Source organism: Alkaliflexus imshenetskii DSM 15055 (assembly GCF_000517065.1).
Taxonomy (GTDB): domain Bacteria; phylum Bacteroidota; class Bacteroidia; order Bacteroidales; family Marinilabiliaceae; genus Alkaliflexus; species Alkaliflexus imshenetskii.
Window position 1 is genome coordinate 3,127,891 of record NZ_KI912105.1, and the last position, 13,544, is coordinate 3,141,434.

Below are 13,544 nucleotides of genomic sequence, written 5' to 3' on the forward strand. Positions count from 1 at the left end.
TCACGGGTATCATAAAACAAAATTTTATGGGTAATAGTATGAATAACAAACAGATTGAGAGAGTTCCGGTTAGGGTATTCAAATCGAGAGAGGAGGGCTCAAAATATGTTGCCCGCGAAATAGCATCGCTCATCCGAAGCAGAAATGCCAGCAATAAAAAGACTGTTTTAGGTCTTGCCACAGGTTCTTCACCTTTGGAAGTTTACAGGGAGCTTATCCGTTTTCATAAAGAAGATGGCCTCTCTTTTAAGGATGTAATTACCTTTAATTTAGATGAATACTATCCAATGAAGCCAGATAGTGACCAAAGCTATCGTCGCTTCATGTACGAACACTTATTTAATCACATCGACATCGCACGTGAAAATGTGAATATTCCCGATGGAACTCTGGCGCCTGATGATATTGACAGTTTCTGCGCCGATTACGACTCTGCCATTGAAGCGTTGGGTGGCATTGATATACAGATACTAGGCATTGGCCGTTCCGGACATATAGGTTTTAACGAGCCTGGTTCAACCATTGCCACAGAAACCCGCCTCGTGAACCTCGACGAGGTGACCATTGAGGATGCGGCTAAAGATTTTGGCCATAAGGACAATGTGCCCTTCAGAGCCATCACCATGGGTGTTAAATCTATCATCAAGTCAAAAAAAGTGTTTTTGATGGCATGGGGCGAACCAAAAGCAGATGTTATCCGCAAGGCAGTGGAGGAAGGGGTGACCGATGAGTTGCCTGCATCATACCTTCAGCATCATGAGGATGTGTTGTTTCTTTTGGATAAAGGTTCTGCCTCAAAGTTGAGCCGGTTTGAATATCCATGGCTCACGGGCATTTGTGATTGGAACCCATATATGCAAAAGAAAGCCGTGATTTGGCTGGCTCGCAAAACCAAAAAGCCTGTTTTGAAACTCACCGAGGAGGACTACAAGGCAGGAGGACTTACTTCTCTGGTTAGGCTTTATGGCTCTGCATACGACTTAAATCTCAGTATTTACAACCAATTGCAGCGTACCATCACCGGATGGCCCGGCGGTAAACCCGGCGCTGATGATAAAACTCGTCCGGAACGGTCCAATCCGTTTCCCAAGCGTTCTATTGTTTTTAGTCCACACCCCGATGACGATGTAATCTCAATGGGTGGTACATTTCTCAGGTTGGTAGAGCAGGGTCATGAGGTGCATGTGGCGTATCAAACTTCAGGTAATATTGCAGTTTTTGATGACGATGCACACCGTTTCAGCGATTTTATGTTGGGCTTTTCCAAAAAGTTTGGTGTGGCCGAGAAGGAGATTGAAGGTTTGTATCATCAAGTAACTGGTTTACTTAAAGATACCCGCCGCAAAGGTGGAGAACATGAAATGGTGTTGGGTATTAAAGGGCTTATTCGTCAGGGCGAAGCCATTTCGGCTTGTCGTTTCTGCGGGGTGGAAGAGTCAAACATCCACTTCCTGAACCTGCCTTTTTATGAAACTGGTAGCGTAAAGAAGAGTCCCGTATCACAGGCCGACATTGATATCATTAAGCAGTTGCTTCAGGAGGTGCGTCCACATCAGATTTATGCCGCCGGCGATTTGCACGACCCACACGGTACGCATGCGGTTTGCCTAAATGCCATTTTTGAAGCCATTGAGCAACTAAAAGGTGAATCATGGATAAACGATTGTTATGTGTGGCTTTATCGTGGTGCATGGCATGAGTGGGACATAGAGGACATTGAGATGGCTGTGCCATTAAGCCCTGAGGAGCTGATGAAGAAGCGCAAAGCCATATTTAAACACCAATCGCAAAAAGATTCACCCGTGTTTCCAGGGAAGGACAAACGTGAGTTTTGGCAGCGTGCAGAGGATAGAAACCGTGCCACAGCCCGGCTTTATGATGAGTTGGGATTTACCGAGTATGAAGCCATAGAGGCTTTTAAAAGATACCATTTTTGAAATTGATTTTGGTTTAGATTGATTGTGATTTGTGTAAGTACCGTTCCCTGACACTTTAGGTGTTGGGGGACGGTACAATTACAAAACCGGGAAATTTGATTCCTTGTCAATTGTTAATTTGAGCAGTGTTGCCAACTCCTTAAACAGAAGTCTATGAACAGTGAAAATCTGCTTAGTATTATTGAAAAGTTCCAGATTCGCGGCAATGTTGAGTCTGTTGAGAAGTTTGGTTCCGGCCATATTCATGATACATACCGAGTAAAAAACGGATTGCCTGGGGGCGACGATTACATCCTTCAGAGAATCAATACATCCATTTTTAAGGAGGTGGATATGCTGATGCGCAACATGGTTGTTGTCACGGATTTTCTGAAAGCGAAGCTGAGCCAAATGCCGGGTTCAAATCCTGACAAAGAGGTGCTTACCATTATTCCTGCTGTGGATGGCAAAAGTTACGTTGTTGAAGCGGACGGTTCCTATTGGCGGTTTTTTCTTTTTTTGAAAGATACCAGAAGTTACGATTTGGTAGAGACAGAAATACAGGCTTATCAGGGAGGTGTTGGCTATGGCCGTTTCTATGCATTGCTTTCTGATTTGGATGCCAGTCAGCTGGGCGAAGTGCTTCCGGGATTTCATTGCATTGGCAACAGGCACAATCAGCTTCAGGACGCCATCTCAAAAAATCCGGTTGACAGAGTTAAAGATGTAGCGGTGGAACTTAGTGCCATACTCAGCCGTGTGCCCGCCATGAGCAAAATCAGGGAGATGGGTCTTTCTGGTGCACTACCGTTACGAACCACGCACAATGATACCAAATTCAACAATGTGTTGCTGGATGCCAATGACATGGCCCAGTGCGTAATTGATTTGGATACCATTATGCCGGGATATGTGGCTTATGATTTTGGTGATGCCATCCGCACCATTGTGAACTCGGCCGAGGAAGACGAGAAAGAGCTGGATAAAATTCAGGTTAACATGAATTTTTTTGAGGCTTTTGCGAGGGGGTTCATCAAAGCGGCATCTGGTAATCTGACCCGCGAAGAGGCTGACTCTCTTGCCGATGGCTGTTTGCTCCTGCCATATATTATGGGTATGCGTTTTCTCACCGATTATATCAACGGAGATGTCTACTATAAGGTTAAATTTCCGGAGCATAATCTGCAACGGGCAAGAGCTCAAATTCGTCTGGTCGAAAAACTGGAGGAGCAGTATGATAGTATGAAACGCATCATTTTGGATGCTTACAGTGAAAATCTTTCTGCAAAATAGATTGTAACTCCTTTTGATTTTATATTTTCGATAAACAGGTGATTTATGCAGCGCGATTTTCTTAGTATTCCATTTATTAAAGCTTCGGGTGTGGACGAGGTGGCAGATGCCATTGACCAGATAGCCGCCAATCCGATTGGTATTGCATCCTGGGATTCGGTGCCGGACGATGTGACAGTTAATTTTCGCATTGCCCATTCGCGTAATGCGCTATTACTCGCTTTTGATGTGGTTGAGACGGAGGTTTTAGCCCGGTTCAATCAGAACCAGCAGCCCGTGTACCGCGACAGTTGTGTGGAGATGTTCATCAGTTTCGACCAGGGTGAACATTATTATAATCTGGAATTTAACAGCTTAGGAACCACGCTTTCGGCATGGGGAAGTGGCAGGGAGAAGCGCATACCTCTGCCCGACCAGGCTCTGAGCGGCATTGAGTCCAGAACCATCATCAACCGAACTTCGCAGCTACGCAGCAGTGGATTGACAAACTGGACACTAAATCTTTACATACCCGTTTCGGTGTTTATTCATGACAGGGTGAGTGATATTTCAGGGATGCAACTCACGGCAAATTTCTATAAATGTGGCGATGATTTGCAGAAGCCTCATTTTTTGAGCTGGCAGAAAATAGAAACTTTGCAACCTGATTTCCATCAGCCAAAATGGTTTGGCCTGATTCGTTTTTCCTGATAACCAATATGAATCACATCAATTAATTCAACAGTTGAAACACAAATAGTAATCTTTGTTAACTAAACTACAATCAGATGAGTAATCATTTAAAATCAGCAGATGCGGGAAAGTATCTTTTTCCGTTGGTTATAATCGGAACCATGTTTTTTGCCATTGGTTTTGCACTGGGCATCAACAGTTACCTGATTCCATTGCTCGAAAAGGAACTGAGCATCTCTTCGGGTGAGTCATACCTGGTGCTGGCTGCTACTTTTTCGGCATTTTTAATTTTTGGCTATCCGGCATCGCTCGTCATTAATCGCATTGGATACAAAAAAACAATGGCGCTCTCATTCTTGCTTTTTGCCATCGGTTTCTATCTCTACATCCCTTCAGCCAAAGCAGAGAGTCTTTCACTCTTTTTGGTGGCATCCTTCATCAGTGGCATGGGCAACACTTTTCTGCAGGCTACTGTGAATCCTTATGTGACCATACTTGGACCACTTGAGAGTGCGGCGCGACGCATCAGCTTCATGGGCATCGCCAATAAACTGGCCTGGCCAATAGCACCATTGTTTTTAAGCCTGGTGATTGGCAAGGAGGTGTCGGATGTGGTTTTGGGAGATACAATGCTCCCTTTTACAATCATCATAAGCGTGTTTCTGCTTTTAGGGGTGATGGCATTTTTTGCACCTCTACCAGAAGTTAAAGCCGTAGGCGAAGACGAAGAGAGTGCCGGCGACTGCCCCTATGCAGCCAACAAAACTTCGGTATGGCAGTTTCCACACCTGCTGTTGGGCGTGTTGGCGTTGTTCCTTTATGTAGGTGTAGAGACCATTTCGCTCGGTACACTGGTGGATTATGCCAATTATCAGGGATTGCCAAATCCGGAATTATACGCATGGATTGGCCCCATTGGTCTGGTGATTGGATACATCTGTGGCATTATTCTAATACCTAAGTACATCAGCCAGTCAAAAGCGCTTGTGATTTGTGCCGTGCTGGCTTTGGCAGGTTCATTCATGGTTATCTTTGCTCCGGGAGCGTTTTCTATCTACTTTGTGGCCGTTATTGCCTTGGGAAGCTCATTGATGTGGCCAGCATTGTGGCCATTGGCGATGACTGATTTGGGCCGTTTCACAAAAGCCGGTAGTTCACTTATGGTGATTGCCATTGTAGGAGGGGCATTGATTCCTACGGCTTATGGCTTCCTTAAAGATGCCATTGGTGCACAGAGTGCTTACTGGATTTGCGTGCCTTGTTTTATGTATATTCTTTATTATGCGCTTAAAGGACATAAAATCCGAACTGGTGCTTAAATATTATTAGAATTTAGATGTAAGATATTTAGATGGATAGATGGGACAGATAGTTTTTCGCATTCTTCAAAAATTAAATCGTCTTATCTATCCATTTATCTTTGTTTGATAAAATTTCATCAGAATGCACGAACAGGCAGATAAAAGGCGTCATGTAATCCGCATAAAGGATATTGCTGAGAAGGCCGGTGTCTCCACTGGTACGGTGGACCGTGTTTTGCATAACCGGGGGCGTGTATCTGCCAACGTACGCGAAAAAGTGTTGCTCATTGCAAAGGATTTGAATTACGAGCCAAACATCCTTGCACGTGCGCTGGTGTCAAAGCGTAGCTATAAAATTGCGGCTGTTATTCCCGACCCGGTGTTTGACGAATACTGGTCGGCTCCCAGAGAAGGTGTGCGTCAGGCCGAACGTGAACTGAGGCAATACGGGCTCACACTGCATGAGTATCTGTTTAATCCTGCCGATGTGGACTCCTACAAGAAGGCTGCAAGTAATATATCAGAGGCTGGATATAATGGGGTTTTAACCGCACCCATTTTCTATAAGGAGTCTCTGGCATTTTTGAGTCAATGGAAGCGCGAAGGCATTGTTTTCAGTCTCTTCAATACCCATATTCCGGATTATGGGCCGCTTTCATACGTGGGGCAGGACTCTTACCAAAGTGGCGTGTTGGCCGGTAAACTGCTGCATTACGGCATGGAAAAAGCCGGTGTATTTGTCATTGCTCATATCGATGAAGATGTGCCTAACTCCTCGCACCTTATAAGGAAGGAACAGGGGTTTATCGACTATTTCGCCCCCATTGCACACGAAGGACACGCCACACTTACCGTGAACCTCAAAAACTGTGGCGATGAGGCCGCATTTTTTGCTCAGTTGGATGCATTGCTAAACAATCACCAAACCATATCGGGCATTTATGTAACCACTTCGCGGGCCTATGCCATTGCCAATTATTTCGAGAAAAAACGCATCCGTAACATTAAGCTTATTGGATACGACTTGCTTAAGAAAAATCAGTACTATCTGGATAATGGCTTCATTCAGTTTATAATCAATCAAAATCCGCGTGGACAAGGATATTACGGAATTTACACCCTGGTGGACCATCTCATTTTTCAGAAACCGGTGGCGCCGCTAAAGTACCTGCCCCTCGACATCATAACCCGCGAAAATATGCATTATTTCATCGATGTAGATGTTGAAAACATGCGGTAGGGACTATTTCCATTCCAGCAACCGCCGCTCGCCTTCCAGCGCTCTTATTTCTGTCACATCCTGGCTGACTTCAAGAGTACCTTGATATTGGCCGGCTTCACTGCGTACCGCAAAATAGCGGATGTGCAAAAATCGCCCCTTGAGCGTTATCCAGAAGTCGGCGTTATCACGACTACCATCCTTAAAGGCATTCACAATCTCCTCAACCACATGCACGCTCTCCGGCGGATGGCAGTTCTGCACTTTTCGTCCGATGATGGCTTTGGAACGGTTGAAAATACGATGCTTCCCCCCGGAGAAATATTTCACTTCGTCATTCTCGTCGATAAAGGTGACATCAACGGGAATGGTGTTGAGTATCCACTTGATTTGTTCGGGCAGGAGAATACCTGTTTCCAGGTCGATGCGCCCATACGCAGCCGCAGTATCTGCTGTGGCTTTTGTAGCTGTTGGGCTTGATGGCGGTGTGATATAGCACCAGCCGGTTTCGTGGCTTTCTTCCAGCATTTCATTCCATTGGTGAGGTGGAATGGCACGCATGGCCACCGGAAAAACAATTTGCTCTTCTCTGAAGATGATTGGCAGCACCACAAAAAAGAGCTTACCCAGTTCGTTGCTAAAAACCTTGCGGTCCACTTGCTCCGATGCCAAAATGTTATCCAGAATCTTTAAGCTGCGTCTAAAATCGTCGTGAAACGACCACATGATAGCCAGACAGCGGTAGTCGGGGAAGGCGCGCTCAATATAAGAGAAAAGAATATTCTCCTTTTTGATGTAGTGCAGTTCGTACGTTTTTAGCTCCTCTATTTTTTGGCGCAGCTGCCTGCGAGTAGCACTATCTTCATTGGCAAAGTAGGCTTTTGAGATGGTTTTTATTTCGTCCATAATACGCTCCACCGCCCGGTTTTCCTCCATGAGGTAATGCATGAAGTGTCCGGCTGCCGGTTTTTCCCATGTAAAATCCTTGAGCGATTTATAAAACACGTTGATAATTTTAGGCACATAAGCCTTTACTGTTTCAGCAGGAACGCCCTCCTTCAACAGCACATCCAGAACAACCATAGCTTCAAATGGTGTCACAGAATCTGTCCACGCTTTGTATTTCAATACCAGTTGATGCCCATTTTCGCCTTTCACCATGCCTCTGGCAAATGCGAGCAAATGTGCGAGGCGGTCGTTTTGGTTGTTGATTAATTCCGACATAGTTTGTAACTTTTTTATTTCATTCAATTTAAGGAGAATATCTCTTTTTTAACAACCCTCCTCAACCAAAATCATTTTCGGCTGTTAAAATACTAATAAATAAGGATGTTTTTATCTTTTATTATTTACTTTATTTGTCATCATGGTTTTTGTGGTTTTGAATTTATGGTGTTTTGTAATTAAAATATAGGTTATGAGTGAATTAATCAATAACTCAGGAAAACGAAAAGAGTTGCTCAAGCACATGATTCTTGAGCTTCACAGCGGTCACGCTCCCGACCAGGTACGTAAGAGATTAATCGAACTGCTCAAGAGTATTCCCTACGATGAGGTGGTGGAGGTGGAGCAGGAGTTGATATCGGAAGGGTTGCCCGTAGAGGAGGTGCTTAAATTGTGCGACATTCACACCATGGTGCTCGATGGTCACATCGACCAAAGTGGCGCAAAACCAATTCCTCCGGGTCATCCGGTAGATGTGTTTAAACAGGAGAACCGTGAGTTGGAAAAAGTTGCCGACGAACTAAAAGCGCTTTTTCAGCGTGTGGCCGACCTGAAAGCAGATGAGTTGCCCAAATGGCTCATTTGTGTACATGGCAAACTCAACGGTTTGATGGATGTGGACAAGCACTACCTGCGTAAGGAGTATTTGCTGTTTCCATTTCTGGAACAACATGGTATTACCGGTCCGCCAAAAGTGATGTGGGGCAAGCACGATGAAACCCGCCAGGTGCTTAAAGCTGCCATTGAGGCGGTGAGTAACCACGAGGCGCTTTCGCTGGATGAAATTCCCCTGGTGGTGGAGGGAGCCGTGAAACCGGCCGTTCAGTCGGTGCTCGACATGATTATGAAGGAGGAAGAGATTCTTTTGCCAATGAGCATGGATACGCTTACCGACGAGGAGTGGTACCAAGTGCATCAGCAAACCCCTGAGTATGGCTTCTGCCTTTACGACCCACAAGTGGAATGGAAGCCCGAAGGTGTCACCGCCAGCGAGGTGGTTTATGGCGTGGATAACAGCGTACGGTTGCCCACCGGGGCATTTAATATTGATGAATTGGCATCGCTCTTTACCACATTACCCATAGACCTCACTTTTGTGGATAAGGATGACAAGGTGAAGTTTTTCTCCCATGGCCCCAGCCGCATTTTTGCCCGTAACCGCGCCATTCTTGGTCGCGATGTGCGCATGTGCCATCCACCCGGCAGTGTGCATATTGTGGATGAAATTGTGAACGATTTTAAGAGCGGTAAGGAAAGCAGCGCAGCTTTCTGGATAAATTTTCAGGGACGCTTCATCTATATCGAGTATTTTGCCATGCGTGGCAGAGATGGTGAGTACCTGGGAACAGTAGAATTTACTCAGGATTTGACCAAGCTGCGACAACTTGAAGGTGAACAGCGACTGCTGAACTATTCCAAGTAGCCTCCTCTTTAATCTTTAGAAATTGCATTTCTGCATCCATGCGTTTATAGTTTAATTAAAATGCAAATAACACCAAAAACCAAAGTGGGGGAACTGCTCGATGCGTTCCCTCATCTTGAATCTGTGCTGATTGAAATTGCTCCTGCTTTTGAAAAACTCAGGAATCCCATTTTGCGAAAAACCGTTGGCAAGGTTGCCACCTTACAGCAGGCAGCTGCCATTGGCAATTTAAAGGTAGATGAGTTGGTGAACAAGTTACGACTTGCGGCCGGAATTTCTGCCGATGCCACTTCAGCAGACGAATTGGCTTATCTTGTGGATACGCCGCCAGAGTGGTTTGATGCCCGCACAGTGGTTTACAGCTTCGAGGCCAGTGAACTGATTAACTCCGGCGGTAGCCCAATGGCGGTGGTGCTTGGTGCCGTAAAAAAGCTTACCGGAGACGACATTTATGAGTTGAAAACCCCTTTTGTGCCTGCACCGCTTCTCGATATGCTGAAGGAACAGGGTTACGAAGTTTTTGCCATCCAAAAAAATATGGATGTGTTGAGTTATGTGAGGGTGAAGGGATAAAAATTTCTGTGATAGACAATGGTTGTTTTGAAGTACTTGTTCAATAGGTCTCTTTAGACCCATTACAAATTGATATTCAGATATGTTAAGCCTTGGTTTTATGATAAAAATCATAAAATCGGGCTTTTTTATTGTTGTAACTTATTTAAAGAAAAATATCCCTATTGGTTGAACTCAAATAGATGGAGAAATGACCAGGATACAATACTCCGTTACTGATATGGCCAATAAACATGGCCGTTCGAGGGAGGCGCTACTGCCAATCCTTCAGGATATCTATCAGGCTAAGCATGTGATTTCAGATGAAGATATGGTTAATGTAGCCAGAGAACTTGATATCTCTGCTGCGCATGTATATGGCACGGCTACTTTCTACAGTTTTCTGGAGACTCAGCAAAGCGGAAAATACATCATCAGGCTATGCAAAACCATTACCTGTATGATGCATGGCAAAAACCCAGTGTTGCAGGAGTTGGAGCGTATCCTAAAGATTAAACCCGGGCAAACTACGCCCGACGGTCTTTTTACTTTAAAGGAGACCAACTGTCTGGGGCAATGTCACAAGGGGCCTGCCATGCTGGTAAACGATAATCCACATACCCAACTCACTCCTGAATCGGTTAGGGAGATAATCGACAGTTACCGCAGAGAGGCTTTAAGCTATTGATAGTAAGTTTTATATGTGTGTTGTTGGTTTTGGTTTGTTTTTTAATCATTCATATAGTACGCAATGATTAAGAATCTGAAACGTCTCGATTTGATTTTCAAGAATGAGCAGGATACAGAAGCCATTCTTGAGAAAACACTGGCTCGCAGCAACGAGGAGATTGTGAATGATTTGATTGATTCCGGGCTTAAAGGGCGCGGAGGTGCCGGTTTTCCTACGGGTCTCAAATGGCGTTTGGCTGCCGATGATCCGGCGGATGAGAAATATATTATTTGTAACGCCGATGAAGGGGAGCCGGGCACTTTTAAGGACAGGGAGATTTTATCAAGCGTACCTAATAAGGTTTTGGCCGGAATGGCAGTGTGTGCCCGCATCATCGGTTCCAAACAGGGATTTATCTATTTGCGCAACGAGTACAAGTTTCTGGTGCCTGGATTGGAAATTGTTATAAGCGAGTTTCATGAATTGATGGATAGGCTAAACCTTGAGTTCAGAGTGGCCATTTTTATGGGTTCCGGTGCCTACATCTGCGGCGAAGAGAGTGCGCTTTTCGAGAGTATGGAGGGCAAACGGGGCGAGCCGCGCAATAAGCCGCCATACCCTACCAATTTTGGCTATAAGGGAAAACCCACCGTCATCAACAATGTGGAGACGCTGGCACATACATACTCTATTTTTAAGTATGGCCCCGACAAGTTTCGCGATTTAGGTATTAAAGACAGCCGTGGCAGTAAGGTTTTCTCCGTGTCGGGCGATACGCCTATTCCGGGAATTTATGAATTGGAATTTGGCATGACGCTGCAAAAATTTGTGGATGATTTTGGTGACGGGGACTCAAAGGCTGTGCAGGTGGGTGGCGCGTCGGGATTCTGTGTGCCGCGCAAAAAGTTTGAGAAAACCATTATTGGTTACCAGGGCAAACTCACCGGCGTCTCGTTGCCTACCGGTGGGTCGATGATGATTTTTAACTCATCCCGCTCCATGTACAATGTACTTCGGAACTATCTCGACTTTTTTGTGGAAGAGAGTTGTGGGCAATGCACGCCTTGCCGCGTGGGCACTCAGCAGTTGCTCTTGGGCATTGAAGCCGTGAAGCGTGGCGAGAAGCCCTCCGGATATCTGGATAAATTGCTGGAACTTGCCGAAACCATGCGCCTTACAGCCAAATGTGGGTTGGGGCAGTCGGTAGCCAACTCGTTCAGTTCCATCGTGGAGAATTTCAGAGAGGAGATGATTTATTAGACCCATCGAAGTGCGGAGTACGCCGCTCCGGTAGTGGACTGTCAAAATTACAACGCAGAAATAATGATTTTGGGAGATGGATTAGTTTGGGAAGAGTCGCAAGATATCACATCTGTTAGTCTGATGTCTGAATAGAATTTTGAGTTTGTTTGAGATAACCGCATGCTTAAAATCAGTAGATTATGAGTGATCAGGTCACATTAAAGATAGATGGTATATCCGTAAGCGTGAAGCGGGGTACTACTGTGCTGGATGCTGCCAAAACCATCAACATTCGCATTCCAACGCTTTGTCATCACGAAGATTTGTGTGTGGCAGGCAACTGCCGTGTGTGCGTGGTGGAGCAAACCGGCACGGATCGGCTCATTCCTGCTTGTGCCATGCCCGCAGCCGACGGCATGGAGATACATTCAAACAGTCTGAAAGTGCGCAATGCCCGCAAACAGATTGTTGAACTGCTGGTTTCGGAGCACCGTGCAGAGTGCACCACTTGCTATAAAAACGGGAATTGCGAGCTTCAGGCGCTCTCTCATGAGTACATCATCGGGGAAAATGGTTATATCAATCTCATTCCACTCAAAGAGTACACCATCGATTACTATTCGCCCTCCATCATAAAGGATGATTCAAAATGTATCCGCTGTCAGCGCTGCGTTCGAACATGTGATGAACTTCAGGGGGTGGGCGCACTTACCGTGTCTCATAAAGGTAGCGAAATGAAGATTTCCACCTTTATGGATAAGCCCATTTATCAGGTGGTTTGCACAAATTGCGGACAGTGTGTGAACCGCTGTCCAACCGGTGCTTTGGTTGAGCGGCATTACATTGATGAGGTTTGGGCTGCCATCTATAATGAGAAGAAATTTGTGGTGGTGCAAACAGCGCCAGCTGTTCGTGTGGCTTTGGCTGAGGCTTTGGGTCATGAGCCTGGCGAAATAGTGACCGGAAAAATGGTGGCTGCGCTTCGTCGGCTGGGGTTTGATGCTGTTTTGGACACCGATTTCACTGCCGACCTTACCATTATTGAGGAGGGGCATGAGTTGCTGCAGCGACTAAAACGTGCCCTAAAGGATAAGGACCCAGATGTGAAACTCCCAATGACCACCAGTTGCTCGCCCGGCTGGGTCAAGTTTCTGGAGCATATTTTTCCCGAGTTCATGGAGAATCTCTCCACGGCCAAATCTCCGCAGCAGATGTTTGGTGCGTTGGCAAAAACATTCTATGCATCCAAAATAGGTGTTGAGCCTGCCTCAATGGTAAGTGTTTCAATCATGCCTTGCACGGCTAAAAAGTATGAGGCCAATCGTCCGGAGATGTATGCCAGTGGTTATCAGGATGTGGATTATGTACTTACAACTCGTGAGCTGGCGTTGATGATTAAGCAGGCAGGTATTGATTTCAACTCTCTGGCCGACGATGACTATGACAGTATTATGGGCGAAAGTTCGGGTGCAGGCGTTATTTTTGGTGCCACCGGAGGCGTGATGGAGGCTGCCTTGCGAACTGTTTACGAAGTGGTGACTGGTCGTGAAGTGCCATTCGACGGGCTTAATATTACGCCCGTGAGGGGAGTCGAAGGCGTGCGTGAAGCCTCTATCCTGATTAATAAAACCCTTCCTGAATGGAGTTTCCTGGAGGGTGTGGAACTTAAGACCTGCGTGGCTCACGGTCTTAACAATGCCCGCAATGTGATGAAAGCTGTCAGGGATGGCAGCGCCAGTTACCATTTTATTGAAATAATGGCGTGTCCGGGCGGCTGTCTTGGAGGTGGTGGACAACCCATTCCAACTTCATCTGATATACGAAAACGCCGTAGCTCGGCCATCTATCAGGAAGATTCCCAGAAGGTTATACGTAAGTCGCACGAAAATCCTGAGATTGTGCAGATTTACAAAGAGTTTTTGATTGAACCGCTTGGGCATACATCACACAAATTGTTGCACACCAAATATACGGCACGAGAGCGCTACTAATCTGAACCTTAGAGCGGCATGGCTGCATGGGCGTAATCACT

At 45.8% G+C, this 13,544-nt stretch carries 11 protein-coding genes; 10 read left to right on the plus strand and 1 reads right to left on the minus strand.

Features of this window, described 5'->3' with window-relative positions; translation table 11 throughout:
• The first annotated feature begins 26 nt into the window (after positions 1-26).
• The 5 genes from nagB (at position 27) to ALKIM_RS0113210 (ending at position 6,422) form a co-directional block, all read left to right on the plus strand.
• Entirely contained in the window at positions 27-1,937 is a 1,911-nt protein-coding gene (gene nagB / locus ALKIM_RS0113190; RefSeq protein ID WP_026475054.1) for a glucosamine-6-phosphate deaminase, read from the plus strand.
• A gap of 153 nt (positions 1,938-2,090) precedes the next feature.
• Complete coding sequence (locus ALKIM_RS0113195) at positions 2,091-3,209, plus strand: phosphotransferase enzyme family protein (RefSeq protein ID WP_026475055.1); 1,119 nt, start codon at positions 2,091-2,093, stop codon at positions 3,207-3,209.
• Between the two features lie 45 nt (positions 3,210-3,254).
• Positions 3,255-3,899, plus strand: coding sequence for a carbohydrate-binding family 9-like protein (locus ALKIM_RS18575; RefSeq protein ID WP_052345561.1), 645 nt, complete (start codon positions 3,255-3,257; stop codon positions 3,897-3,899).
• Between the two features lie 77 nt (positions 3,900-3,976).
• Positions 3,977-5,200 (plus strand): glucose/galactose MFS transporter, encoded by a 1,224-nt coding sequence (gluP, locus tag ALKIM_RS0113205; protein WP_218916705.1) that lies wholly within the window; start codon positions 3,977-3,979, stop codon positions 5,198-5,200.
• Between the two features lie 124 nt (positions 5,201-5,324).
• Entirely contained in the window at positions 5,325-6,422 is a 1,098-nt protein-coding gene (locus ALKIM_RS0113210; protein WP_026475057.1) for a substrate-binding domain-containing protein, read from the plus strand.
• Between the two features lie 3 nt (positions 6,423-6,425).
• Here the strand turns inward: ALKIM_RS0113210 and ALKIM_RS0113215 are convergent, their stop codons facing one another.
• Positions 6,426-7,625 (minus strand): DUF438 domain-containing protein, encoded by a 1,200-nt coding sequence (locus tag ALKIM_RS0113215; protein ID WP_052345562.1) that lies wholly within the window; start codon positions 7,623-7,625, stop codon positions 6,426-6,428.
• 193 nt (positions 7,626-7,818) lie between these two features.
• On the opposite strand from ALKIM_RS0113215, the gene ALKIM_RS0113220 reads away from it, so the two are divergent.
• The 5 genes from ALKIM_RS0113220 to ALKIM_RS0113240 all read left to right on the plus strand — a co-directional run bounded on the left by ALKIM_RS0113220 (position 7,819) and on the right by ALKIM_RS0113240 (position 13,503).
• Positions 7,819-9,048 carry a DUF438 domain-containing protein gene (locus ALKIM_RS0113220; protein ID WP_026475059.1) on the plus strand — a complete coding sequence of 410 codons (1,230 nt, stop codon included), beginning with the start codon at positions 7,819-7,821 and terminating at the stop codon, positions 9,046-9,048.
• Between the two features lie 60 nt (positions 9,049-9,108).
• Complete coding sequence (locus ALKIM_RS18580; RefSeq protein WP_044117945.1) at positions 9,109-9,621, plus strand: DUF1858 domain-containing protein; 513 nt, start codon at positions 9,109-9,111, stop codon at positions 9,619-9,621.
• Between the two features lie 190 nt (positions 9,622-9,811).
• Positions 9,812-10,288, plus strand: coding sequence for an NADH-quinone oxidoreductase subunit NuoE family protein (locus ALKIM_RS0113230; protein WP_026475060.1), 477 nt, complete (start codon positions 9,812-9,814; stop codon positions 10,286-10,288).
• 63 nt (positions 10,289-10,351) lie between these two features.
• Complete coding sequence (locus ALKIM_RS0113235) at positions 10,352-11,530, plus strand: NADH-ubiquinone oxidoreductase-F iron-sulfur binding region domain-containing protein (protein WP_026475061.1); 1,179 nt, start codon at positions 10,352-10,354, stop codon at positions 11,528-11,530.
• A gap of 182 nt (positions 11,531-11,712) precedes the next feature.
• Positions 11,713-13,503 (plus strand): NADH-dependent [FeFe] hydrogenase, group A6, encoded by a 1,791-nt coding sequence (locus ALKIM_RS0113240; RefSeq protein WP_026475062.1) that lies wholly within the window; start codon positions 11,713-11,715, stop codon positions 13,501-13,503.
• The last annotated feature ends 41 nt before the right edge of the window (positions 13,504-13,544 follow it).

Bases quoted from the DNA above. Each gene is read 5' to 3' on its own strand.
- ALKIM_RS0113220 (WP_026475059.1), top strand. From the start codon at position 7,819: ATGAGTGAATTAATCAATAACTCAGGAAAACGAAAAGAGTTGCTCAAG.
- ALKIM_RS0113240 (WP_026475062.1), top strand. From the start codon at position 11,713: ATGAGTGATCAGGTCACATTAAAGATAGATGGTATATCCGTAAGCGTG.
- gluP (WP_218916705.1), top strand. From the start codon at position 3,977: ATGAGTAATCATTTAAAATCAGCAGATGCGGGAAAGTATCTTTTTCCG.
- ALKIM_RS0113235 (WP_026475061.1), top strand. From the start codon at position 10,352: ATGATTAAGAATCTGAAACGTCTCGATTTGATTTTCAAGAATGAGCAG.
- ALKIM_RS0113215 (WP_052345562.1), bottom strand. From the start codon at position 7,625: ATGTCGGAATTAATCAACAACCAAAACGACCGCCTCGCACATTTGCTC.
- ALKIM_RS0113230 (WP_026475060.1), top strand. From the start codon at position 9,812: ATGACCAGGATACAATACTCCGTTACTGATATGGCCAATAAACATGGC.
- ALKIM_RS18575 (WP_052345561.1), top strand. From the start codon at position 3,255: ATGCAGCGCGATTTTCTTAGTATTCCATTTATTAAAGCTTCGGGTGTG.
- nagB (WP_026475054.1), top strand. From the start codon at position 27: ATGGGTAATAGTATGAATAACAAACAGATTGAGAGAGTTCCGGTTAGG.
- ALKIM_RS0113195 (WP_026475055.1), top strand. From the start codon at position 2,091: ATGAACAGTGAAAATCTGCTTAGTATTATTGAAAAGTTCCAGATTCGC.
- ALKIM_RS0113210 (WP_026475057.1), top strand. From the start codon at position 5,325: ATGCACGAACAGGCAGATAAAAGGCGTCATGTAATCCGCATAAAGGAT.
- ALKIM_RS18580 (WP_044117945.1), top strand. From the start codon at position 9,109: ATGCAAATAACACCAAAAACCAAAGTGGGGGAACTGCTCGATGCGTTC.